The following is a 21687-nucleotide window of genomic DNA, read 5'->3' as shown; positions in this document are numbered from 1 at the left end:
GAGCAAGCTCCCTCGCCACACATACAGCGTTCACCCTTAACTGACTGGCATTAGGGGTATGCCCCTCTCTCGTTTATTTATTGCGCAACCAACGCATCGACTTCAGCGGTGCCGGGAGACGTCGCCGGTCCCCAGCGCGTTACCGCTAATGCCGCCGCCGCATTCGCTCGCCGTGCAGCCTTGGTTGGGCTCAAGCCATTTGCCAAGCCTGCAATAAATACGCCCGCGTGCGCATCCCCCGCGCCATTACTGTCCACGGCCTGCACCTTGAAACCGGGCACGTGTTCTATCGCCCCCACGCGTCCTACCCAGCATCCATTCGGTCCATCACGAACGATCAACAATGACTCGGCGGGCAGATGTCGGCTCAGCTCCGGCAACGCATCTGCAATGGACGCCGCGCCGGTAAATGCCAAGGCTTCGGGACCATTGCTGGTCCAGATATCGATACGCGGCAATAACGCGCGCATCAGCGTCGAGTCCCGCGTCTTCACCAACGGGCCAGGGTCAAACACCACCATGATCGCCCGTGGCAGCGCCAGCAACCAGTCCACCAGCGGCTGCGCCTTGCCCTCCAGCAACAGGCTGTAGCCGCTGACATACACATAGTCGTCAAGCTGCGGTCTCACCTTGGCCAAGTCCTCGGCGCTCAGTTCGCCCTCGACCCCAATATGGGATATGAACGTGCGCTCGGTGGTGGCTTCGGTCAGGGACACGCACAAACCGGTGTCCTTGCCATCGCTGGCCGCAAGGGCCATCTCAATGCCCTCGGCCTGCATCGCCGTACGGGCCAAGTCACCAAAACGCCCGCTCCCATGACGGCCCAGATAGAGCGTCGACAGCCCATTGCGCCGCGCAGCCGCCATTACATTGAAGCCACCCCCGGCTTCAAAGCTGGCCGATTGCGCCAGCACGTCGCCGCCGGTGGCAGGCAGCGTATCGAGGGCCATGACCAGGTCGACGATGACCTGGCCTGTGTGCAGCAACCTAGACATTGTGGCTCTCTACCAGTGACGCGGGGCGACGGTCGGCCGCGCCGCCCAGCGCCGCATATATCCCACCGGCCACCAGGAAGGTGACGATCCAGCCCAGGCCGTTGTGGCCCAGCCAAGAGTCGGACAATGGCCCGGCGAACCAGATATTTTCGGCGGTGGTGCCGATGGTGGTGAAGCTGAAGCCCAGCACGATCGCCACTGCCCAGGCGCCGAACGCACGCCATTCCACGCCACCGCGATACCAGTAGGCACTGCTAGGACTCACGTCCAGCAAGTCTTTGGCGCTGTAGTAGTGACGGTGGATCAGGTCAACTACGAAGATCCCGACCCACGCGGTGATCGGCACCGCCAGCAGCGAGATGAACGTGATGAACGGGCCGTAGAAACTGTCGGCGATCAGCATGAAGTAAATGGAGCCGGCAAAGATCGCTACGATGTCGACAATCACCGCGTGCACGCGCTTGACCTTGAGACCCAGGGTCAAGGTGGTGAGCCCGGCCGAGTACACCGAGAGGTTATTGGACAGCAACAGCCCACCAAAGGCGGTGATCAGGTAAGGCACGGCCATCCAGGTCGGCAGCATGTCGCGGATCGCGATGATCGGGTCGGTGGCCGAGGCCAGGTCATTGTTGCCCACCGACAGCAGCCCGCCGAGGGTAATCAACAGTACCAGCGGAATGCCCGCACCAAACGCGGCGGACGCCACCAGGCGCGCCGCCTTGACGCTGCGGTGCTGGTAGCGCGACATGTCGGCACCGGCGTTGGCCCAACCGATCCCGGTACCGGCGGCCATGGTACCGACGCCAATGATCATCGCACTGAGCGGCGCCGGCGTGGCGTTGAACACCGCGCTCCAGTCGATCGTGGCACAGAGGAAGCCGCCCACCAGAATATTCAAGGCGCCAAACACGTAGGTGGCCCACTTCTGGATGACCAACAACGTGGCGTGGCCGAGGCCGGAAACCGACAAGGTCAGCAGCACGAAAATCGCGATGAAGATCAATGTCAGCATCGGTGCGCTTTTCGCTTCGACCGGCGAATCGAACAGGATCGAACACAGCGACAGCAATACGAAGGCCGCGGTGGTGGTGTTGACGGTTTCCCAACCCAGGCGCGACATCAGCGACACCAGAGTGGGACCGATATTGCCGCGCACGCCGAAGATGGCGCGCGACAGGGTCAGGCTGGGCGCCCGGCCACGACGGCCGGCGATGGAAATAATGCCCACCACCGCGAAAGAACCGGCGGCGCCGAGGATCGCGACAATGATCGCCTGCCAGATGGACAGGCCACGAAACGCCACCAGGGTCGCGCCGAGCGGCAAGCCGAGGATGCTGATATTGGCCGCGAACCAGACCCAGAACAGTTGCAGCGGATGGCCGTTGCACTCGCTGTCAGGGACCGGCTCGATGCCGCGTGTTTCCAATTGCCCGGCGCTTTGGCCGGAAGAAGTGCTGCTCATGAGGAGCTCCTGGTGCCTGTATTGTTGTGGTTGTGGCAAGGAATCAACGCGTTTGTCAGTCGTCCTGACTCAAACACGATTGAAGTCGGCAGTGCGGCGTCTATCTCAACGCCAGCAAGCCCTGAACAAGCGGCTGCAAATCCAGGCCATTGACCCGCTTGACCTGCTCGATCAACGCCTGCGGCCAGCACTGCATGCCCAGGCACGCACCGAGCATGGCGCCGAGAATCGCGGCGATGGTGTCGGTGTCACCGCCGAGGCTCGCGGCCAGGCACAGCGCTTCGAACGCGTTCATGTCGCCCACCGCTACTTGCTGGGCCAGGGCAAACGACACCACCACCGACTCCTGGGACGCAACGGAGGTGCCGATCAACTCATAGAGCAGATCGGCGAACAGCGCCTTGTCGCCACTGCCCACGCTCAAGGTGCGTGCCCAACTGATGCGCGTGGAAATACGTCCGCCGGCAACCCAATAGCCATGCTCTTGCGCTTGCTGGACGACCTGGACGCCAATGTTCAAGGCTTCGCCCAGGTCCACACCGTTGACGCCAGCCGACACCACCGCCGCCACCGCTGCCGCACTGGAGATGCCCAGCGTAGTGTTATGGGTGACCTGGCACGCTTGGATAACTGCCTGGATAAACTGCGCCGGGTCGCGGATGTCGGCGGCGATCCCCACCGGCGTGATGCGCATGGCAGCACCATTGGTGGTGCCGTAGCGTCCGGACTCTTGTGGGGTGTGGCCGGCGAGGATCATGTCGATCGCGCGCTTGGTCGACGGGCCGAGCAAATCCTGTGAACCCTTGGCGCGCATGACCGCTTCCCAGTCGATCAGGCGTTGGGCGAGCACCTTGGGTTCGATCTTGCCCTGGCCCTCTACCAGTAATTCGCCGACCAGGATCGCCTGCTCGGTGTCATCGGTAATGGACCCGGCCGGCATGTTGGGTGCGATAGGTTGCTCGGCGCCGGCGTCTTCCAGAGCGGTGATCACACCGAAGCGTGCGCGAACCTGCTCGCGACTCAAGGACTGGGTGGGCATACCCAAGGCATCGCCCAAGGCCAGACCGTAAAAAGCACCCAGGGCGCGATTTTCCATGCTCATTTCGACGCTCCAAACTGCAGGTGCAGGCGAAAGTGCAAAGGGTCAAGCCAGCTTTCGACATACTCCATGAAGCGCTTGCGACGGTCGTAGGTGGTGCGCGAGGCTCTGAGAAACACAGTGCCGGCGGGCCGCCCGAGCAACTCGGCATCTTCGTCACTCAAGGCTTCGGCGCCGATCCATTGGTCGCCGTCAGCGCCCACGTAGCCAAAGGCCGCCAAGGTGATGGTCAAGGAGTTATCGATCAGGCCGACGCTGGGCAAGCTTTCCAACCCGCCGGAAGCAGGCATCAACGAACGCTCCAGGGACACCGCTATGCCATCGAGGGAGCGACGACGACGGTCGAGCGCAATGAACTGATCGCTGCCGAAGCGGCTGAGCAGGTCCGGACGCGTCACGGCTTCCAGGCGCAGGATATCGGTGTTGACCAGGGCGCCGGTATCCGCCAGGGCCTGGGCCCAACCGTTGCGTTGGTCGAGCACCATACCGTCAAAGGTGACGATAGAGCCGACACCGCTCTGGGTGGCGATGTAGTTGCGCCGCTTGAGTTCGGCCAGCGCTTCGCGCAGGGTGCCGCGGCTGACCGCGAACTCCTCGGCCAGTTGGTGCTCGCCGGGCAGCAGGAAACCGTCAGCCATCATGCCACCCTCGATACGGCGGATGAGCTCGTCGACGACGCGTTTTTTCTTATCAAATCGAACATGTTTAATCATGTACAAATTGATAGCCGAAAGTGCCTGTTTCCAGCAAGCAAATTATTTCAGGGAGATGAAAAAACTCGGCTCAGGGTTCCAGGCCAATGGGGAAAAACGCCCCACCGCTCCAGACACCCAGCCAGTTCTGACCGTTGATCGGGCGACTTACCGCCAGCTCGACCAACTGATAGAACGCGTTGCGATGCACAAGGGCTTCCAGATTGGTGCGCACTCGCACATAGGGGGCGGGTTCCTGAGTGACGGGATCGATCACCACCCGCAACGGGTGTTCGAGGCCGGCTTCGATCTGCTCGTCGACGTTGGTGGTGAAGCGCAGCAGCTGATTTTCGCCGTGCCCTTGCACCTCCAGGGTCACCGCGACAAACGGCGCATCATCGACGCTGATGCCAACCTTTTCCACAGGCGTGACCAGGAAATACTCGTCACCGTCGCGGCGGATAATGTTGGAGAACAATTTGACCATCGGCTTACGCCCAATCGGCGTGCCCTGATAAAACCAGGTGCCGTCGCGGGCGATGCGCATGTCGATGTGGCCGCAGAAATCCGGATTCCACAGGTGCACCGGCGCCGGTCCCTTGCCCTTGGGCAACTGGGCCAACAGATCATTGGCCTTAGTGGAATCGGTCATCGGTTTCTCCTGTTTTTACTGGTCGCTCATGCCCAGCAAGCCTCGGGCGTACTGCGCCAGCGGGCGGGCAATCAGATCTTCTGGCTTGTTGTCATGGAACGTCAGTAAACCGCCACGACTGCGAATGCGTGCAGTATCAATCAAATACTGGGTGCTGGTCTCGATCAACATGATCTGAATTACCCCGCTGTCCAGCCCAACCCGGTCCAGGGCTTGCTGATCGGTCCACTCATCGGCGTTGCCGATACGGTCATCGGCTGCCGCAAAGCGGCAATACAACAGGTAATGCGCCCCTGCGGCCCGCGCTTCAGCCAATGCTTGCTCAAGCCCTTCCGGCTTGCGCGCCCGGCGCACCATAGGGAAATACTCGACGAAACCATTGAAGGCTTCCTCGGCCACCACGTTGGGTCGCGGGTAGGCGCTGCCCGGCGGCACAAAGGCGCCCTGGGCAATAAAGACAAAGGAGTCCGGCTGTATGCGCACCGACGCCGTACGGCGTGTATCGCTGTGGTCCAGCAACCCGGCGTCGCTCATCTGATAACGGGTGCCTTCGGCCATATCGCTGACGGTCATGCAACCACTCAGCGTCAACGACGCCAGCAACAACACCAGACTACGCATCCTAATCCTCCAGAAGCCGGTGACGGAAAACCGGCGAATGGGCGTGAGATGCAGGTTCTGCGCCAGCTTGGCTCAGCCGCCGATGATCTTCATGATCGTCGCGCCGCCGGAAAAGGCCACTTCCTGTTTGTCTCCCAGGGCTTTCATCAACAAGCCTTGCAATGCCGGCAACGCCTGGTGGCGCGGCTTGTCCAGCAGGTCGCCGATGTAATGCCGGTTGCTCGACGACAGGCAACCATGTAACCAACCGGTAGAGGACAGCCGCAGTCGTGAACATGTGCGGCAGAACGGTACGCTTTCGTTGGCGATCACACCAAAGAAGCCTTTGCCCGGCACCTCGTAGCGCACCGCCGTGGCATCCACAGGGGCATCGGCCTGCAGGTATTCGTGATGTTCGCCGATCAGGCCGAGCAGTTGCTGCAGGCTGACAAATTGCTGCAGGAAGGCATTCGAGTCCTTGGCCAAGTGGCCCATGCGCATGAGCTCGATAAAGCGCAGCTCGTAGCCACGCTCCAGGCAGTAGTCGAGCAGCGGCATCACCTGATCCAGGTTCTGCCCGCGCAATGGCACCATGTTGACTTTGATCTTGATCCCGGCCGCATGCGCCTGGTCCATGCCAGCGAGCACGCTGGCCAGGTCGCCGCCACGGGCAATGCTGCGAAAGGCATCGGCATCCAGGGTGTCGAGGGAGACGTTGATGCGCCGGATACCGGCATCCAGCAACAGCGGCAGTTTGCGTGCGAGCAACTGGCCGTTGGTGGTCAGGCTGATGTCATGCAGGCCCATCTGCCCTACCGCGCCCATGAAGGCTTCCAGCTTGGGGCTGACCAGCGGCTCACCGCCGGTGATGCGCAGGCGATCGATGCCCGCCGCTTCGATAAGGTAGGCCACGCCACGGGCCATGGCTTCAGCCGAGAGTTCATCCTGGGCAGCCACCAACCGCTTGCCGTTGGGCACGCAGTAGGTACACGCATAATTGCAGGCTGAAGTCAGGCTGATTCGCAAATTGCGAAACCGCCTGCCTTGACGATCAACGATCATGGATCACTCCGGCAGAGGATAATGTGGGCGCGCTTGAAGCTGACTCAAAAATCAGCTTTTAGCAAGATCCCTGCCTGAGTATATTCCCGGGATAATACGCCTGGCAGTAAATCATTATGAGGCGGGTGGCAGGTCCGTCGAGTGTTTGCGCTTGTTGCCCATGCGCACGCCGATGTCCATCAGGAACTGGAAAAAGCCTTCCTGATCTTCCAGGACATTGCTCCAGAACGGCGAGTGGTACAGCGCCACGGCCCCATGCACCAAGGCCCAGGCGGCGCAGTAATGGAAATAGGGAGGCACATCTTCAAGCTTGCCTTCACTGATGCGCCCCTTGATCAGCAAGGTCAGGCGTTCGAAATTCGAGGCACGGATCTTGTGCAACTCCTCGACCATTTCCGGCACCTGATGCCCCTTGACCACCTTCTCTTCCAGTCGGTCGAACAAGCGATAACGCTGCGGGTCACGCATGCGGAATTCGAAGTAGGCCCGCGACAGGGCTTCCTTATCCTTGTCCACGTCAGCCGAGTGCAACAGCTCGTTCAAGTCGCGCTCGTAGTCGAGCATCAGGCGCAGGTAAATCTCGGCCTTGGACTTGAAGTGCTTATAGATGGTGCCTTTGCCGATACCCACGGCATCCGCAATCATCTCGACGGTGACGCTGTCTTCACCTTGTTCGAGGAACAGCTTGAGTGCGGTGTCGAGAATTTCCTGCTCACGGCGGCGAAACTCACGGACCTTACGGGGTTCTTTGTACATGAGGAAAAGGTCTGCAGAGGTGAATAGGGGAAGGGTTGCGCAAGGCCAAGGATACCTGGCGATACGATTTACCCGGTGCGAGGGATTATCCCGACTGAACGGTCGTTGGGCAACGCCTATGTGAACCCGTTCCGTACTTAACTTTCAGCACGCCAACGATTTCACCGGTATCAGTCAGAAATAATACGCAACATCTGCCCTTGCCCATCCACCCAATGAGAACTCAAGCAAAGCGCGTGTATTCCAAATCTGTTTAAAAAACGATCAGATCCGACTGGACTGAATGGGATAGTGATCAATACTTGAACTGTCGGCGTGGCATCTCCCCCAAGTGGCGCGTCGACCTGGGTACCGACGGACTGCGTGCCCTTGTTTTACTCCTAATGGTCTTAGCCCGGATTCACCCCCCAGAACCCGGGTTTTTTTTGCCTGGCGTTTGGCCCCGTTAAACCGCGACGTGAGCCAACGGAAACAGGCGCCTGAAGTTCTCGGTGGTCTGTTCGGCAAAACGCTCATAGGACTCGCCGCGCAACATCGCCAGATAATCCGCCACGTCGCGTACGTACTCCGGCAGGTTCGGTTTGCCACGATGGGGAATCGGCGCCAGGTAAGGCGAATCGGTCTCCACCAGCAAGCGGTCGGCCGGCACTTGGCGCGCCACGTCACGCAGAGCGTCAGCGTTGCGAAAGGTGACGATGCCTGACAGCGAGATGTAGAAGCCCAGGTCCAGGGCGGCCTTGGCCATGTCCCAGTCTTCGGTGAAGCAATGCAGCACGCCGGCCTGAGGCAATGCGGCTTCGCGCAGCAAGGCCAGGGTGTCGGCACGGGCGCCACGGGTGTGCACAATCACCGGCTTGGCGGTTTGCCGGGCAGCCTGCAGGTGCAGGCGGAACGATGCCTGCTGCAGTTCGGCGGCTTCAGGTTCGTAGTGGTAATCCAGGCCGGTCTCGCCGATGGCCACTACACGCGGGTGGTTGAGCTCACTCAGCAACCAGTCGAGGGCCGGCGCTTCGCCGGGCTTGAGGTCCAGTGGGTGGATACCGACCGAGCAATCCACATCGGCATAACGCTCGGCCAGGGCCTTGACGTCGGCGGCGTTGTCGGCGCTGACGCCAATACACAGGAAGTGCCCTACCCCGCGCAGGCGCGCCGCTTCAAGGGCGGCGTCAAGGGAGCCGCCGTGCTGGGCAAGGTCGAGGCGATCAAGATGACAATGGGAATCTACGAGCATAGGAAGTTACGACTTGAGTCACGATAAGTGTCTGGCCAACGATACACCCGTCAGCCACGGAATTTAACGACGGCCGAGCAGACCGGCCCATTGCACCAACAACGCTTCGAGCAGCAGCACGCGGTTGAGGTTGGCCTTGCCGAGGACCTTCTGGCGCTGAGCGAGAATCCAGTCCTGGATATTCAGCACTTTGTCCTGCGCACTTTTCTGCGCGAGGTACTGAACAACTTTGCGCATATCCGACAGCCCCAGGCCGCTTTCATCCTGGGTCAACTGGTAGCGCAGGATCAGGCTCGACCAGTCGCAGAACCAATCGAACAGCAACAAGAGGGGAATATCTTTCCAGGCGCTTTCCGCCAGTTGAGTGGCCGAGAGTTCCTGCTTGAGCAGTTTCTTCACGCCATCCACCACCAGCGCCCGTTGCTCACGCACGCCCTGGGCCTGCAGCTTGACGGCGGCCAACGGTGAACCGGCGGCCAAGGTCAACAGTTCAACCCGTTCCTGCGCAGAACAGTCCGGCAGCACCTGCGCCAGCCACTCAAGGCTCATCGCTTCACTCGGCAATGGGCACGCCTGCTGCACACAACGACTGCGAATGGTCGGCAACAAACGGCTGGACTGGTGGCTTACCAACAGCAGTACCGTATCGCCGGACGGCTCTTCCAGGCTCTTGAGCAAGGCGTTGGCGGCGTTGATGTTCATCGCCTCCACCGGCTCGATCAATACGACCTTGCGCCCGCCCGTCTGCGCGGTCTGCACCACGAAACTGACAAGGTCGCGCACCTGGTCGACCTTGATCGCCTTGTCGGCTTCCTCGGGTTCCAGCAGGTAGTTATCCGGGTGGCTGCCGGCCTTGAGCAACAGGCAGGATTTGCACACGCCACAGGCTTCCAGGTTGACCGGCTGCTGGCACAACAGGCTCGCCATCAGGCGCTCGGCCAAGTCACGCTTGCCGATACCTGCCGGCCCGTGCAACAGGTAGGCGTGAGCGTGCTGGGCACGACCGGCCAATTGCTGCCAAAGGCTATCCTGCCATGGGTAGGCTTCAGCCACGGGTGCGCTCCAGCAATTTGGGCAACAGCGCATCGATGGCGAGTTGTACCTGGCTCAGTGGCTGGGCGGCGTCCAGCAGGTAGTAGCGCGTTGGCTCGGCGGCAGCGCGCTTGAGGAACGCAGTGCGCACGGCGTCAAAAAAGGCCCGGCCTTCCAATTCGAAACGGTCCAGGCGACCACGGGCGCTGGCCCGTGCCAGGCCGACTTCAACGGGCAGGTCGAACACCAGGGTCAGGTCAGGGCGCAAATCGCCTTGCACGAAGGTTTCCAAGGTGGCGATACGCTCAAGCGACAATCCCCGGCCGCCCCCCTGATAGGCGTAAGTGGAGTCGGTAAAACGGTCGCAAATCACCACGGCACCGCGCGCCAGCGCCGGGCGGATCACTTCGGCCAGGTGCTGGGCACGCGCGGCAAACACCAGCAGCAGCTCGGTGTCCGGGTTCATCGGTTCTTCACCCGGCGCCAACAGCACTTCACGAATGCGCTCGGCCAGCGGCGTGCCGCCTGGCTCACGGGTCAGCACAACCTCGATACCCTCGTCGCGCAGTCGTTCGGCCAGGTAATCGCGGTTGGTACTTTTGCCGGCGCCTTCCGGGCCTTCCAGGGTAATAAACAAGCCAGTCACAGGCAGTCCTTAGTCAGAGTCATTGCGGCTTTGCGGCGCGGCGGTGTCCGGCGCAGGCTCAGGGGGTGCATCGGCCGGTGGCGCTGTGTCCTGCGTCGGTTTGACCACCGGCGCCGGGCTGGAACGATAGTCGGCACGGCGCTTGAGTTGGAACTCACGCACGGCAGCATTATGCGCATCCAGGTCATCGGAAAAAATATGACTGCCATCGCCACGTGCAACAAAGTACAGGCTGCTACCGGGCACCGGGTTCAGCGCAGCGTGGATGGCCTCGCGGCCGACCATGGCGATCGGCGTCGGCGGCAGGCCGACGACCATGTACGTGTTGTAGGGGTTGGCCTCCTTGAGATGCGCACGGGTCAGCTTGCCGGTGTAGCGCTCACCCAGGCCATAGATCACCGTCGGGTCGGTCTGCAGCAGCATGCCGATCTTCATGCGCCGCACGAACACCCCGGCAATCTGCCCACGTTCTTCGGGCACTCCCGTTTCTTTCTCCACCAGGGAGGCCATGATCAGCGCTTGATAAGGGTCGGTGTAGGGGGCATCGGCAGCACGCTTGCTCCACTCCTGAGCGAGTACATCGTCCAGGCGGTTGTAGGCTTTTTTGAGGAATTCGACGTCGGTCATACCGCGCACGAAGCGGTAGGTATCCGGGAAGAAGCGGCCTTCAGGAAACACGTCCGGGTGACCGAGTTTGTCCATCACCTCTTTGTCGCTCAGGCCGGACAGGGTCTGCACAATCTTTTCGTGCTTGGCCAACGCCGCGCGCACTTGGCGGAAGTTCCAGCCTTCCACCAGGGTCAGGCTGTATTGCACCACTTCGCCACGCTGCCACAGGCCGATCAAGCCCTCAGCAGTCAGGCCAGGGGTCATGCGGTATTCGCCGCTGTGCAGTGGCTGGCCGTCCAGGTTGAAACGCCAGTACAGGCGTAACCAGAAGGCACCGTCGAGCACCCCCTCCGCCTCGAGACGATTGAAGGTGCCCGTCGGCGTTGCCCCAGCCGGTACATCGAGCAACTGCTCCTGGCTCAGCTTCAGGGGCTGCTTCAAGGCAGAATCGAGCTTCCAGGCCGAAAAACCCAGCACCAAGCCTGCCGAGACCAAGCCAATCAGCAGCAGTAAAACCAGTTTTCGTATCAACTCAAATATCCAATAGCGCGCGAACAATGCCCTGCAGTTTACGGGTGAGCGGCCCAACCGACCAGCTCATCGCAGCGCATCCACGCACCGGCCAAATGCCATAAATGCTGTTGCACACAAAGACTTCATCAGCCTGCTGCAACTGCTCGAGACTGATGTCGGCCACGGCCATCGGGAGGCCCAGCACCTGTGCCTGGGCCAAAACCTCAGCGCGCATCACCCCGGCGACACCGCAACGATTCAGATCAGCGGTCAGCAACCTGCCGTCGCATACCAGAAACAGGTTGCTGAACACGCCTTCGATCACGCGGCCGGACATATCCAGCATTAAACCTTCGGCATGCTCGGCATCCTGCCATTCGGCACGGGCGATCACCTGCTCCAGGCGATTAAGGTGTTTGAGCCCCGCCAGCAACGGCTGTTCGGCCAAGCGAGTGGCGCACGGAAACAGGCGGATACCGTCGATTCCATGGGCCTGGGGATAGGTAGCGGGCGGATTGCCCTGCAAAATACGGCGCACGGGAGCGCCAGGGTTGATGCCATAACCGCGCAGGCTGTCGCCACGGGTGAGGATCAACTTGAGCACACCGTCGCCGAGGGCGGCGGCATAAGCCAGCACTTCGCTGCGGATCAGTGGGTGATCCGCAACCAGCGCCAACCGCCTGCACCCCTCATCAAGGCGTTGCAGGTGGCGGTCGAGCAGCACGGGCTGTCCAGCCTTGACGGCGATGGTCTCGAACAGCCCATCGCCATACGCCAGGCCGCGATCTTTCAGAGGCACGCTGTCCGCTGGCTGACCGTCGACCCAGCTGTGCATCACTCGGCGAACCGGCGGAACACCAGGGAACCGTTGGTGCCACCAAAACCGAACGAGTTGGAAATCGCCACGTCGATCGGCATCGGCTGCGCTTCGTGAGGCACGAAGTTCAGGTCGCACCCTTCGTCCGGCTCATCGAGGTTGATGGTCGGCGGAGCGACCTGATCCTTGATGGCCATGACACTGAAGATCGCCTCAACCGCGCCCGCCGCACCCAGCAGGTGGCCGGTCATGGACTTGGTGGAGCTTACCGCCAGCTTGTAGGCGTGTTCGCCGAACACCGACTTGATGGCCTCGGCTTCCGCCAGGTCACCCGTCGGAGTCGAAGTGCCATGGGCATTGATGTACTGCACCTGGCTGGCATTGATCTTCGCATCACGCAGGGCGTTGGCGATACAGCGTGCAGCACCGGCACCGTCGGACGGTGGCGAGGTCATGTGGTAGGCGTCACCGCTCATGCCGAAGCCGATCAGCTCGGCGTAGATGGTGGCACCACGCGCCTTGGCGTGTTCCAGCTCTTCCAGTACCAGGGCACCGGCACCATCGGACAGTACGAAACCGTCACGGCCTTTGTCCCACGGACGGCTGGCACGGGTCGGCTCGTCATTGCGGGTCGACAGTGCGCGGGATGCACCAAAGCCACCCATGCCCAGGCCGCAGGCAGCCATTTCGGCGCCGCCGGCGATCATCACGTCCGCTTCGTCATAGGCAATATTGCGCGCCGCCATGCCGATGCAGTGAGTGCCTGTGGTGCACGCCGTGGCGATGGCGTAGTTGGGTCCCTGTGCCCCCAGGTGGATGGACAGGAAACCGGAAATCATATTGATGATCGAGCCCGGCACGAAGAACGGTGAAATTCGACGGGGGCCGGAATCGTGCAACGTGCGGCTGGTTTCTTCGATATTGGTCAAACCGCCAATACCCGAACCCATGGCCACGCCGATGCGGTCACGGTTGGCGTCGGTGACTTCCAGGCCGGCGTTACGCACTGCCTGAAAACCGGCTGCCAGGCCGTATTGAATGAACAGGTCGAGTTTGCGGGACTCTTTTACCGAGAGGTATTCCTCGACATTGAAACCCTTTACCGAGCCGCCAAAACGGGTGGAATAGGCAGAAAGGTCCGTGTGTTCGATCAGACCGATACCACTGTGGCCAGCCAGAATGCCCTGCCAACTGCTTGGCACATCCGTGCCCAGTGGCGACAACATACCCATACCGGTGACTACGACGCGTCTACGCGACACAGCACTCTCCTTTTTCTAATGACGACACTTTGCTTCAGCACTCACTTTTCATCAGGGCTAAAGAAAAAACCGCACGCCGTTACAGCAGTGCGGTTTTTCCCTGACAGCAAGCGACGACTACAAACTATTACGCCTGGTGGCTAGTAACGTAGTCGATAGCAGCTTGAACAGTAGTGATTTTTTCAGCTTCTTCGTCCGGGATTTCGGTCTCGAATTCCTCTTCCAGAGCCATCACCAGCTCAACGGTGTCAAGGGAATCGGCACCCAGGTCTTCTACGAAGGAAGCAGTGTTGACCACTTCTTCTTCTTTAACGCCCAGTTGCTCGGCGACGATTTTCTTGACGCGCTCTTCGATGGTGCTCATACCTTGTTTAACTCCTAATGGACAAATTCAGGCAGCTGGCCAGTGGGTAAGTGTATAGAAAGCCATTTCAGCTTTTCAACTGAAAGCTTCACCCTGTACCCGGTCGGCCACCTGCCTATAAATTAAGTTGCAGCTTTATAACGGATTTTAGACAGCTCGTATGACATTTTTTTGAAGCGATCCGTCACAATTTAACTCATGTACATCCCGCCGTTAACCGGGATTGTAGCCCCAGTCACGTATGCCGCACCGTCGGATGCCAGGAAAGTGACCACATTCGCGATCTCTTGAGCCTGGCCCAGACGGCCCAGCGGAATCTGCGTCAGCAAGGCTTCACGCTGCGCTTCCGGCAGCTCACGGGTCATATCGGTGTCGATGAACCCTGGGGCCACCGAGTTGACCGTAATCGACCGCGAGCCGACCTCACGCGCCAGCGCACGGCTGAAACCTTCCAGGCCGGCCTTGGCGGAGGCGTAGTTTACTTGGCCTGCGTTGCCCATGGCACCCACTACGGAGCCAATATTGATAATTCGGCCCCAACGCGCCTTGGTCATGCCGCGCAAAACGCCCTTGGACAAGCGGAACAGACTGTTCAAGTTGGTATCGACCACGTCGTACCACTCGTCGTCTTTCATACGCATCATCAGGTTATCGCGGGTGATACCGGCGTTGTTTACCAGGATCGCCGGGGCGCCGAACTGTGCAGTGATCTCGGCCAATACGGCGGCCACGGACTCATCGCTGGTCACGTTCAGCTCAAGGCCAGTGCCCTGAACGCCGTTTTCCTTGAGGGTCGCGGCGATACGCTCGGCGCCCGAAGCGGAAGTGGCGGTGCCGATCACGACCGCGCCCTGACGGCCCAATTCCAGGGCGATCGCCTGGCCAATGCCACGGCTTGCGCCGGTGACCAGTGCAACTTTACCTTGCAGACTCATGCAGGCTTCTCCTAAGCAGGGGGATCAGGCCAGTGCCGCGCGAGCGGCAGCGAAGGCATCCGGGGTATTGAGGTTGGCAGTCGACACGCCGTCGGCACAGCGCTTGTTGAGGCCGGCCAGGACTTTGCCCGGGCCGCATTCGACCAGCTCGGTGGCACCATTGGCAGCCAGGGCCTGGACCGACTCAACCCAGCGTACAGGCTTGTAGAGCTGCTCCAGCAGGTCACGCTTGAGGGTGTCGAGGTCGGCGGCCACAGCCGCGCTGACGTTCTGTACCAATGGAATCTGCGGCGCTTGCCAGCTGATGGCATTGATGGACTCGGCAAAACGTTCGGCTGCCGGACGCATCAATTCGCAGTGGGATGGCACGCTCACCGGCAAAGGCAGCGCGCGCTTGGCGCCACGGGCCTTGCAAATTTCAATGGCACGCTCAACGGCAGCCTTGGCACCGGCGATCACCACCTGGCCCGGGGAGTTGAAGTTGACCGCGCTGACCACCTCGCCCTGGGCCGCTTCGGCGCACGCTTCGATCACCACGGCATCGTCCAGGCCCAGGATAGCGGCCATGCCGCCCTGCCCGGCCGGAACGGCTTCCTGCATCAATTGACCCCGACGCTCAACCAACTTGACCGCTTCACCCAGGGTCAAGCTGCCGGCGGCAACCAAGGCACTGTATTCACCCAGGCTGTGACCGGCAACGAATGCCGGGCGCGCGCCACCTTCTGCCAACCACAAGCGCCACAGAGCGATCGAAGCGGTCAGAATGGCCGGCTGGGTTTTGTCGGTTTGATTGAGTTGCTCTTCCGGCCCTTGCTGGGTCAGTGCCCACAGGTCATAACCCAGGGCATCGGAAGCTTCCTTGAAGGTTTCCAGAACCAGCGGATATTGCGCGCCCAGCTCGGCCAACATGCCGAGGGACTGCGAACCCTGCCCTGGAAACACGAATGCGAGGGATGTAGACATGTAACAAGCCCCTAATGATCTGGTCGTCAAAATGGTCGCTCCTACGGTGGGAGCGAACGAAACTGACAGATTGGATGGTCAATTGAACTGGCCGGTCACATTTAAGCACTCCCGGGCCGATTCGCCTAAGACAACAAATCCTCAAGACGGCCGTGCAAACGCTGCGGCAGGTTTTCCTGGATTTCGATCACGGCGCGCGCAATCGCACTTTGAAAGCCCTCCACCCCCGCCGAGCCATGGCTTTTCACCACAATGCCCTGCAAGCCGAGAAAGCTGGCGCCATTGTGCCGCGCCGGCGCCAGGTCGGCCTGCAAGCGACGCATCAACGGCAATGCCAGGGCACCGACCACACGCGACGCCAGGTTTCGCCTGAACAACGCTTCAATACGCGCGGCGATCATGGTCGCCAAGCCTTCACTGGATTTGAGCAGGATATTGCCGACAAACCCGTCGCACACCACCACATCCGCTTCGCCCCGGTACAAACCGTCACCTTCGACAAAGCCGATGTAATTCAACCCGCGCGCGCCCTGCAACAATGCAGCCGCCAGCTTGACCTGCTGGTTGCCCTTGATGTCTTCGGTACCGATGTTCAGCAGGGCCACCCGCGGCCTGACCACGCCCAACGCTTCGGCGGCCACCGCGCCCATCACGGCGAACTGGAACAGGTGCTCGGCACTGCAATCGACGTTCGCGCCCAGGTCCAGCAACTGGCAATAGCCCTTTTGCGTCGGGATTGCCGCCACCATCGCCGGCCGATCAATGCCCGGCAGGGTCTTGAGCACATAACGCGACAACGCCATCAAGGCCCCCGTGTTCCCGGCGCTGACACACGCTTGCACCTTGCCGTCGCGTAATAGCTCCAAGGCTACTCGCATCGAGGAATCAGGTTTGCCACGCAAGGCTGTCGCGGGCTTTTCATCCATGCCGATGGTTTCGCTGGCCGGCGTAATCGTCAGGCGCGCGCGATCCACTGCCGGATGGCCAGCAATCAGTTCTTCAAGTAAGGGGGGTTGACCGACGAGGGTCAGGTGCAGCGAGGGTGTTGCAGACAGGCTGGCAATGCAGGCCTGAACAATGCTGCGGGGACCGAAGTCCCCGCCCATTGCGTCAATCGCGATGACTTGAGCAGACAAGTGATTACTCGTCAGCGCCCTTGTCGATCACTTTACGGCCACGGTATACGCCTTCTGGCGATACGTGGTGACGCAGGTGAACTTCACCGGTGGTCTTTTCTACGGACAGGGTGCTTGCCTCGAGAGCGTCGTGCGAACGGCGCATGTCGCGGGCGGAGCGGGATTTTTTGTTCTGCTGAACAGCCATAATTGATTAACTCCTAAACGTTTGGGTCACGCTTTAACTGCGCCAATACACTGAACGGGTTGGACCGCGTTACCTCGTCCTCGCTCGGTTCGGGCTCGTCATCGAGGCCCGCCGGCTGCTGGCATTCTTCCGGATGATGAGCAGGCACAATGGGCAAGGCGAGCAAAAGCTCCTCCTCGATCAGTGCATGCAGATCCAAAGGATCTTCGCCCAGTTCCAGCACGTCATAACCTTTCGGCAACGACTGGGTATTCGCACCCTCCTTCACCACAGCATAACTGCACTCGCTGTGGATCGGCAGGGTGACCAGCTCAAGACAACGCTGGCAAACCATTTTGACTTCGGTGTCGATAAAACTGTGGATTACCACAGACTTACGCTCATCTCGTTCAAAAACGAATTTGGCCTGCACCGTACCGACAGTGTCGGAAAGCGGGTCGCAGAGTCTCTCCAAATCGGCCAGCGGCAATTCACCTTGAAGGGAAGTGCCACGATCTGCCAATTTGCGCGGGTCAACGTGAGGTGGAATCGGGTCATTCAACATAGGCGCAGCATTATAGGGATGCACCCGGCCATGTCAAAGGAAATTCAGCCCTGTGCGTCAGCCGGTCGCCCCGCTAGAATCCCAGGCCGCCCTGAGGAGACGCACATGCTGCCTTTATTACTCGCATCCAGCTCGGTTTATCGCCGGCAATTGCTGAGCCGACTGCACTTGCCGTTCATCTGCAGCTCGCCGGATATCGACGAAAGTCATCGCGACGACGAGCCAGCCATCGAACTGGTCAAGCGCCTGGCCGAAGAGAAGGCACGCGCCCTCGCCGGCAGCCATCCAGGGCATTTGATCATCGGCTCCGATCAGGTGGCTGCGCTGGAAGGCCGCATCATCGGCAAACCCCACACCCTCGAGAAGGCCCGCGAGCAATTGCTGGCCGCCAGCGGCAAACGGGTCAGCTTCCTGACCGGCCTGGCGCTGCTGAACAGCGAGACCGGGCACTGCCAGGTCGACTGCGTGCCGTTTACGGTGCACATGCGCGAACTGAGCGCTGAACGCATCGAGCGCTACCTTCGGATCGAGCAACCTTATGACTGCGCCGGCAGCTTCAAGGCCGAAGGGCTGGGCGTGAGCTTGTTTCAGAGCACCGAAGGACCGGATGCGACCAGCTTGATCGGCCTGCCGTTGATTCGGTTGGTGGATATGCTGCTGGCTGAAGGCGTGCAGATCCCCTAGACCCGCCGCCGAAACAAACGTGGGAGCGGGCCTGCTCGCGACAGCGGAGTGTCAGCCAACCTGTCGGTCACTGCCCCACCGTACTCGCGAACAAATCCGCCCCCACACTTGAAACAACGACAAAGCTGAAATATCAGCGCAGCGTCGGGCCCTGGAAGCCCATGTACATCGCCAGCTTCTCGGCCACGCTGGCGCCCAGCTTCTTGGAGAAGCGATCGAACGGCGACTCCTGAACAGTGAAGTCCACCAACTCCTTCTCGCCAACCACATCCCGCGCCACCGAACTGGCACTGCCCAACCCATCAATCAAGCCCAGCGGCAAGGCCTGCTCGCCAGACCACACCAACCCGGAAAACAGCTCTGGATGGTCCTTGTCCTTCAGACGATCACCACGCCCCTGCTTCACACTGGCAATGAACTGACGATGGGTGGTATCGAGCACGCCCTGCCAGAACTGGGTTTCGTCAGCCTTTTGTGGCTGAAACGGGTCCAGAAACGCTTTGTGCTCACCCGAGGTATAGGTGCGACGCTCCACACCCAGCTTCTCCATGGTACCGACAAAGCCATAGCCGGCAGCGGTCACACCAATGGAGCCGACCAGGCTGGCCTTATCGGCGTAGATCTGATCGGCAGCGCTGGCGATGTAATACGCACCCGAGGCGCCGAGGTCGGAAATCACTGCGTAGAGTTTGGTATCCGGGTGCAGCGCGCGCAGACGGCGGATTTCGTCATACACGTAGCCTGACTGCACGGGGCTGCCACCCGGGCTATTGATGCGCAGGATCACAGCCTTGACCTTGGGGTCTTCAAAAGCAGAACGCAGGCTGCTGACAATATTGTCGGCGCTGGCGGACTCCTTATCGGCAATCACCCCGCGCACTTCGATCAACGCCGTGTAGTGACTGCCACGGGTAGCGCTCTTTTCCACATCCATCAATGGACTAAACAGCGCCAGCATGGCGAGCAGGTAAACAAAGGTCAGCAATTTGAAGAAAATGCCCCAACGCCGGGAGCGACGCTGCTCCTGGACACTGGCCAGCAGCGTCTTCTCCAACAGCTTCCAACTTTTATCATCGCCGCTTTCGGACTTCTCGGGCGCTTTCCACTCGTCACTCATGCCATTAACCCCAGCAAAGACTTATCGGGCCTGACTGAGCCAGGCCTGCAATTCAGAAAAATGATCAATCGTCAGCCTGGGCTCGTATTGCTGCAAGGCCTCGGCCGCCTGGGCACCATAGCTGACGGCCACACTGTCCATACCGGCATTGCGCGCCATCATCAAGTCGAAGGAGGCATCACCCACCATCAACGCCTGGCGCGGCGCTACACCGCAGTGAGCCAGGATCTGCTCCAGCATCAGAGGATGAGGCTTGCTGGCAGTTTCATCCGCAGCACGGGTGATATCGAAATAATCCTCGAAACCATGGGCCTTGAGTACACGATCGAGCCCGCGCCGGGCCTTGCCGGTGGCCACGGCCAAGTGATAGCCCTCGGCGCGAAAGGCCTCAAGGGATTGCCTTACACCGTCAAATAACGGCGAAGGCTCTGCCTCAAGGGCAATATAGTGATCGGCATAGTGCTGACGAAACGCAATCAGCGCTTCATCGTCGATCTGCGGATATAACGTGCGTATCGCCTCAGGCAAGCCCAGGCCGATGATGCCCTTGACCGCCAGGTCGCTGCACGGCGCGAAGCCGGAACGGGTCGATGCCACATGCATCGACTCGACAATCCGACCAATGGAGTCAGCCAGCGTGCCATCCCAATCGAAGATCAGCAGCTTGTAGTCAAGGTGCGGCACTCAAACGCTCCACGGTCTTGGCCCACATCTCGTCGACCGGCGCCTGCAGCTTCAGTTCGCCGCCATCGGGCAGCGGCACGGTCAGCATGTAGGCATGCAGGAACAGGCGCTTGCCGCCGAGGTCGCGAATTTCCTTGGAGAAATCTTCGTCACCGTACTTGGTGTCACCCGCAATACAGTGGCCGGCGTGCAAGGTATGCACACGAATCTGGTGAGTACGCCCGGTCACCGGCTTGGCTTCGACCATGGTGGCGAAGTCACCGAAACGGCGCAGCACCTTGAATAGGGTCAGGGCTTCTTTGCCCTCCTCGTCCACTTCCACCATGCGCTCGCCGGAACGCAGGTTGCTCTTCTGCAACGGCGCACGAACGCTCTTGACCGAACTGGCCCAGTTACCGCGCACCAGCGCCATGTAGCGCTTGTCCACGCCATCGCCACGCAGGGCGGTGTGCAGGTGGCGCAGCATGCTGCGTTTCTTGGCGATCATCAGCAGGCCGGACGTGTCGCGGTCCAGGCGATGGACCAGTTCCAGCTCCTTGGCGTCCGGACGCAACTGACGGAAGGCTTCGATCACGCCGAAATTCAGGCCGCTGCCGCCGTGAACCGCAATACCGCAGGGCTTGTTGATCACGATCAGCTTGTTGTCTTCGAAGACAATCGAGGCTTCCAGGCGCTGCAACAACCCCTGCGCCAGCGGCACAGGCTCGTCACGCTCGGGCACGCGAACCGGCGGCACGCGGACGATATCGCCCGCCTGCAGTTTGTACTCGGGCTTGATCCGTCCCTTGTTCACGCGCACTTCACCTTTTCGCAAAATGCGGTAAATCAAGGTCTTGGGCACGCCTTTGAGCCTGGCCAGGAGAAAATTGTCGATGCGTTGGCCGGCATATTCCGGCGAGACCTCGAGCAGCTGGACGCTGGGGGTCTGGGGGGCAGTAGTCGTCATGGCGGCGATGATAACAATTTTTTATGGAATTGAAGCACTTAATCATTGCTGCTATAGTCGCGAACGCCGCCAAAAGCGGCCTGGGCAGAGGACTTGCGGCAAACTGCCGGCCCTGACCATCGCAATTCATCAGGACGCGAGGCCGTCCTACGGGGCTTTCGCCACCTTGGAAGACTCGGGATTGTAACAAGCGCAGGTGACATGAGGCCTGAAGCGAGTGCAGAAAGCAGAGTGAATACTCGCGTTTTGCGCCGATATTTACGGCCAGTTCACAAAGTGCAGTCAGTCTTGAGCCAGACCATGGCGAATGCTTCGGAAATAACGCCTGTTAAGAGCTGAGTGAGAGCGCAATCGCCCACACCTAGTCTTGTTTAGCCATGAGCGTGAACTCCCCATTGGAGAACACGGTAAATGCCAACCCGCTGCGGATTCTGCGCGCGGCAGCACCCGAATTATCAGGGATACGTGTAGGGTGGAGATGCACAACCGTCGGACCGTGTAGCACTAGGCTTATATTTAGACGCTTCATCTCGTCCACAGTCGCCGGTTGATTCCTCCTCCTGACCTTAGCTTTTGTTGAAGTGGTGCCTTTGTCACCACCGCTAACAAGCAGGACGCGTCCGTCGCGATACCGGCCCAATTGGCTGGTTTTTGCTGGACACTGGAGTGGCCAACCACTCTTGACGCACCTGACACCGA

The 21687-nt window shown here is 60.4% G+C and carries 24 protein-coding genes; 1 reads left to right on the top strand and 23 read right to left on the bottom strand.

Going from position 1 to position 21687, the window contains the following annotated elements; all coding sequences use genetic code 11:
* Positions 1–77 precede the first annotated feature (77 nt).
* From EXW71_RS21020 to EXW71_RS20925, 20 genes are all read right to left on the bottom strand, one after another.
* The gene (locus EXW71_RS21020) at positions 78–995 is read right to left on the bottom strand and encodes a PfkB family carbohydrate kinase (protein ID WP_134661295.1); all 918 of its coding nucleotides are present in this window, start codon (positions 993–995) and stop codon (positions 78–80) included.
* A complete protein-coding gene (locus EXW71_RS21015) occupies positions 988–2457 on the bottom strand; it encodes a cytosine permease (protein ID WP_134661294.1) in 1470 nt (489 codons plus the stop codon). Before EXW71_RS21015 ends, EXW71_RS21020 begins: the two co-directional genes overlap by 8 nt.
* Before the next feature lie 100 nt (positions 2458–2557).
* On the bottom strand, positions 2558–3559 hold the full coding sequence (locus EXW71_RS21010; protein WP_134661293.1) for an ADP-ribosylglycohydrolase family protein: 1002 nt from the start codon (positions 3557–3559) through the stop codon (positions 2558–2560).
* Entirely contained in the window at positions 3556–4269 is a 714-nt protein-coding gene (locus EXW71_RS21005) for a GntR family transcriptional regulator (RefSeq protein WP_123718915.1), read from the bottom strand. Before EXW71_RS21005 ends, EXW71_RS21010 begins: the two co-directional genes overlap by 4 nt.
* Before the next feature lie 70 nt (positions 4270–4339).
* Positions 4340–4900: a DUF1285 domain-containing protein gene (locus EXW71_RS21000; protein WP_134661292.1), complete on the bottom strand. Its 561-nt coding sequence runs from the start codon at positions 4898–4900 to the stop codon at positions 4340–4342.
* Positions 4901–4915: 15 nt separating this feature from the next.
* Entirely contained in the window at positions 4916–5521 is a 606-nt protein-coding gene (locus tag EXW71_RS20995) for a DUF4823 domain-containing protein (RefSeq protein ID WP_123718913.1), read from the bottom strand.
* A 72-nt stretch (positions 5522–5593) separates the two neighbouring features.
* The gene (locus tag EXW71_RS20990; RefSeq protein ID WP_123718912.1) at positions 5594–6562 is read right to left on the bottom strand and encodes a GTP 3',8-cyclase MoaA; all 969 of its coding nucleotides are present in this window, start codon (positions 6560–6562) and stop codon (positions 5594–5596) included.
* Between the two features lie 114 nt (positions 6563–6676).
* Positions 6677–7318 (bottom strand): TetR/AcrR family transcriptional regulator, encoded by a 642-nt coding sequence (locus EXW71_RS20985; protein ID WP_123718911.1) that lies wholly within the window; start codon positions 7316–7318, stop codon positions 6677–6679.
* A gap of 445 nt (positions 7319–7763) precedes the next feature.
* Positions 7764–8549, bottom strand: a complete 786-nt coding sequence (locus tag EXW71_RS20980; RefSeq protein WP_134661291.1) for a TatD family hydrolase — start codon at positions 8547–8549, stop codon at positions 7764–7766.
* Positions 8550–8612: 63 nt separating this feature from the next.
* Positions 8613–9602 (bottom strand): DNA polymerase III subunit delta', encoded by a 990-nt coding sequence (locus EXW71_RS20975; RefSeq protein ID WP_134661290.1) that lies wholly within the window; start codon positions 9600–9602, stop codon positions 8613–8615.
* The gene (gene tmk / locus EXW71_RS20970; protein ID WP_123718908.1) at positions 9595–10227 is read right to left on the bottom strand and encodes a dTMP kinase; all 633 of its coding nucleotides are present in this window, start codon (positions 10225–10227) and stop codon (positions 9595–9597) included. The genes EXW71_RS20975 and tmk overlap by 8 nt, the downstream gene beginning before the upstream one ends.
* 9 nt (positions 10228–10236) lie before the next feature.
* Positions 10237–11367, bottom strand: coding sequence for an endolytic transglycosylase MltG (gene mltG / locus EXW71_RS20965; RefSeq protein WP_134661289.1), 1131 nt, complete (start codon positions 11365–11367; stop codon positions 10237–10239).
* 1 nt (position 11368) lies between these two features.
* On the bottom strand, positions 11369–12184 hold the full coding sequence (gene pabC, locus EXW71_RS20960) for an aminodeoxychorismate lyase (protein ID WP_134661288.1): 816 nt from the start codon (positions 12182–12184) through the stop codon (positions 11369–11371).
* Positions 12184–13428, bottom strand: coding sequence for a beta-ketoacyl-ACP synthase II (gene fabF / locus EXW71_RS20955; RefSeq protein ID WP_123718905.1), 1245 nt, complete (start codon positions 13426–13428; stop codon positions 12184–12186). The genes pabC and fabF overlap by 1 nt, the downstream gene beginning before the upstream one ends.
* 127 nt (positions 13429–13555) lie before the next feature.
* Positions 13556–13792 (bottom strand): acyl carrier protein, encoded by a 237-nt coding sequence (gene acpP, locus EXW71_RS20950; RefSeq protein WP_003175607.1) that lies wholly within the window; start codon positions 13790–13792, stop codon positions 13556–13558.
* 191 nt (positions 13793–13983) lie between these two features.
* Positions 13984–14727, bottom strand: a complete 744-nt coding sequence (gene fabG / locus EXW71_RS20945) for a 3-oxoacyl-ACP reductase FabG (RefSeq protein WP_005790544.1) — start codon at positions 14725–14727, stop codon at positions 13984–13986.
* Positions 14728–14751: 24 nt separating this feature from the next.
* On the bottom strand, positions 14752–15690 hold the full coding sequence (gene fabD, locus EXW71_RS20940) for an ACP S-malonyltransferase (RefSeq protein ID WP_134661287.1): 939 nt from the start codon (positions 15688–15690) through the stop codon (positions 14752–14754).
* A gap of 125 nt (positions 15691–15815) precedes the next feature.
* Positions 15816–16826, bottom strand: a complete 1011-nt coding sequence (gene plsX, locus EXW71_RS20935) for a phosphate acyltransferase PlsX (protein WP_123718902.1) — start codon at positions 16824–16826, stop codon at positions 15816–15818.
* Between the two features lie 4 nt (positions 16827–16830).
* Positions 16831–17013: a 50S ribosomal protein L32 gene (gene rpmF / locus EXW71_RS20930; protein WP_003179396.1), complete on the bottom strand. Its 183-nt coding sequence runs from the start codon at positions 17011–17013 to the stop codon at positions 16831–16833.
* Positions 17014–17026: 13 nt separating this feature from the next.
* A complete protein-coding gene (locus EXW71_RS20925; protein ID WP_123718901.1) occupies positions 17027–17557 on the bottom strand; it encodes a YceD family protein in 531 nt (176 codons plus the stop codon).
* Between the two features lie 105 nt (positions 17558–17662).
* Between EXW71_RS20925 and EXW71_RS20920 the strand changes: the two genes are divergently transcribed.
* Complete coding sequence (locus tag EXW71_RS20920) at positions 17663–18241, top strand: nucleoside triphosphate pyrophosphatase (RefSeq protein ID WP_134661286.1); 579 nt, start codon at positions 17663–17665, stop codon at positions 18239–18241.
* Positions 18242–18374: 133 nt separating this feature from the next.
* Here EXW71_RS20920 and EXW71_RS20915 read toward each other — a convergent pair whose 3' ends face one another.
* Genes EXW71_RS20915 through rluC form a run of 3 tightly spaced genes read right to left on the bottom strand, consistent with a single transcriptional unit; the run spans position 18375 to position 20988 of the window.
* Positions 18375–19358 carry a S49 family peptidase gene (locus tag EXW71_RS20915; RefSeq protein WP_123718899.1) on the bottom strand — a complete coding sequence of 328 codons (984 nt, stop codon included), beginning with the start codon at positions 19356–19358 and terminating at the stop codon, positions 18375–18377.
* 21 nt (positions 19359–19379) lie between these two features.
* The gene (locus EXW71_RS20910; protein WP_134661285.1) at positions 19380–20042 is read right to left on the bottom strand and encodes an HAD-IA family hydrolase; all 663 of its coding nucleotides are present in this window, start codon (positions 20040–20042) and stop codon (positions 19380–19382) included.
* Positions 20029–20988: a 23S rRNA pseudouridine(955/2504/2580) synthase RluC gene (gene rluC, locus EXW71_RS20905; protein ID WP_134661284.1), complete on the bottom strand. Its 960-nt coding sequence runs from the start codon at positions 20986–20988 to the stop codon at positions 20029–20031. Before rluC ends, EXW71_RS20910 begins: the two co-directional genes overlap by 14 nt.
* Positions 20989–21687 lie beyond the last annotated feature (699 nt).

This window comes from Pseudomonas sp. BCA17, assembly GCF_004519405.1.
GTDB lineage: Bacteria > Pseudomonadota > Gammaproteobacteria > Pseudomonadales > Pseudomonadaceae > Aquipseudomonas.
Note: the sequence above shows the minus strand (reverse complement) of the source record. Positions and strands in the feature narration are given on the sequence as shown.

Excerpts from the sequence above, each read along its gene's own strand:
- pabC (WP_134661288.1), bottom strand. The coding sequence starts at position 12,184 with ATGCACAGCTGGGTCGACGGTCAGCCAGCGGACAGCGTGCCTCTGAAA.
- acpP (WP_003175607.1), bottom strand. The coding sequence starts at position 13,792 with ATGAGCACCATCGAAGAGCGCGTCAAGAAAATCGTCGCCGAGCAACTG.
- rpmF (WP_003179396.1), bottom strand. The coding sequence starts at position 17,013 with ATGGCTGTTCAGCAGAACAAAAAATCCCGCTCCGCCCGCGACATGCGC.
- EXW71_RS21010 (WP_134661293.1), bottom strand. The coding sequence starts at position 3,559 with ATGAGCATGGAAAATCGCGCCCTGGGTGCTTTTTACGGTCTGGCCTTG.
- EXW71_RS21000 (WP_134661292.1), bottom strand. The coding sequence starts at position 4,900 with ATGACCGATTCCACTAAGGCCAATGATCTGTTGGCCCAGTTGCCCAAG.
- EXW71_RS20995 (WP_123718913.1), bottom strand. The coding sequence starts at position 5,521 with ATGCGTAGTCTGGTGTTGTTGCTGGCGTCGTTGACGCTGAGTGGTTGC.
- rluC (WP_134661284.1), bottom strand. The coding sequence starts at position 20,988 with ATGACGACTACTGCCCCCCAGACCCCCAGCGTCCAGCTGCTCGAGGTC.
- fabD (WP_134661287.1), bottom strand. The coding sequence starts at position 15,690 with ATGTCTACATCCCTCGCATTCGTGTTTCCAGGGCAGGGTTCGCAGTCC.
- fabG (WP_005790544.1), bottom strand. The coding sequence starts at position 14,727 with ATGAGTCTGCAAGGTAAAGTTGCACTGGTCACCGGCGCAAGCCGTGGC.
- EXW71_RS20920 (WP_134661286.1), top strand. The coding sequence starts at position 17,663 with ATGCTGCCTTTATTACTCGCATCCAGCTCGGTTTATCGCCGGCAATTG.
- EXW71_RS20990 (WP_123718912.1), bottom strand. The coding sequence starts at position 6,562 with ATGATCGTTGATCGTCAAGGCAGGCGGTTTCGCAATTTGCGAATCAGC.
- EXW71_RS21015 (WP_134661294.1), bottom strand. The coding sequence starts at position 2,457 with ATGAGCAGCACTTCTTCCGGCCAAAGCGCCGGGCAATTGGAAACACGC.
- EXW71_RS21005 (WP_123718915.1), bottom strand. The coding sequence starts at position 4,269 with ATGATTAAACATGTTCGATTTGATAAGAAAAAACGCGTCGTCGACGAG.
- EXW71_RS20915 (WP_123718899.1), bottom strand. The coding sequence starts at position 19,358 with ATGAGTGACGAGTGGAAAGCGCCCGAGAAGTCCGAAAGCGGCGATGAT.
- EXW71_RS20925 (WP_123718901.1), bottom strand. The coding sequence starts at position 17,557 with ATGTTGAATGACCCGATTCCACCTCACGTTGACCCGCGCAAATTGGCA.
- EXW71_RS21020 (WP_134661295.1), bottom strand. The coding sequence starts at position 995 with ATGTCTAGGTTGCTGCACACAGGCCAGGTCATCGTCGACCTGGTCATG.
- EXW71_RS20985 (WP_123718911.1), bottom strand. The coding sequence starts at position 7,318 with ATGTACAAAGAACCCCGTAAGGTCCGTGAGTTTCGCCGCCGTGAGCAG.
- EXW71_RS20980 (WP_134661291.1), bottom strand. The coding sequence starts at position 8,549 with ATGCTCGTAGATTCCCATTGTCATCTTGATCGCCTCGACCTTGCCCAG.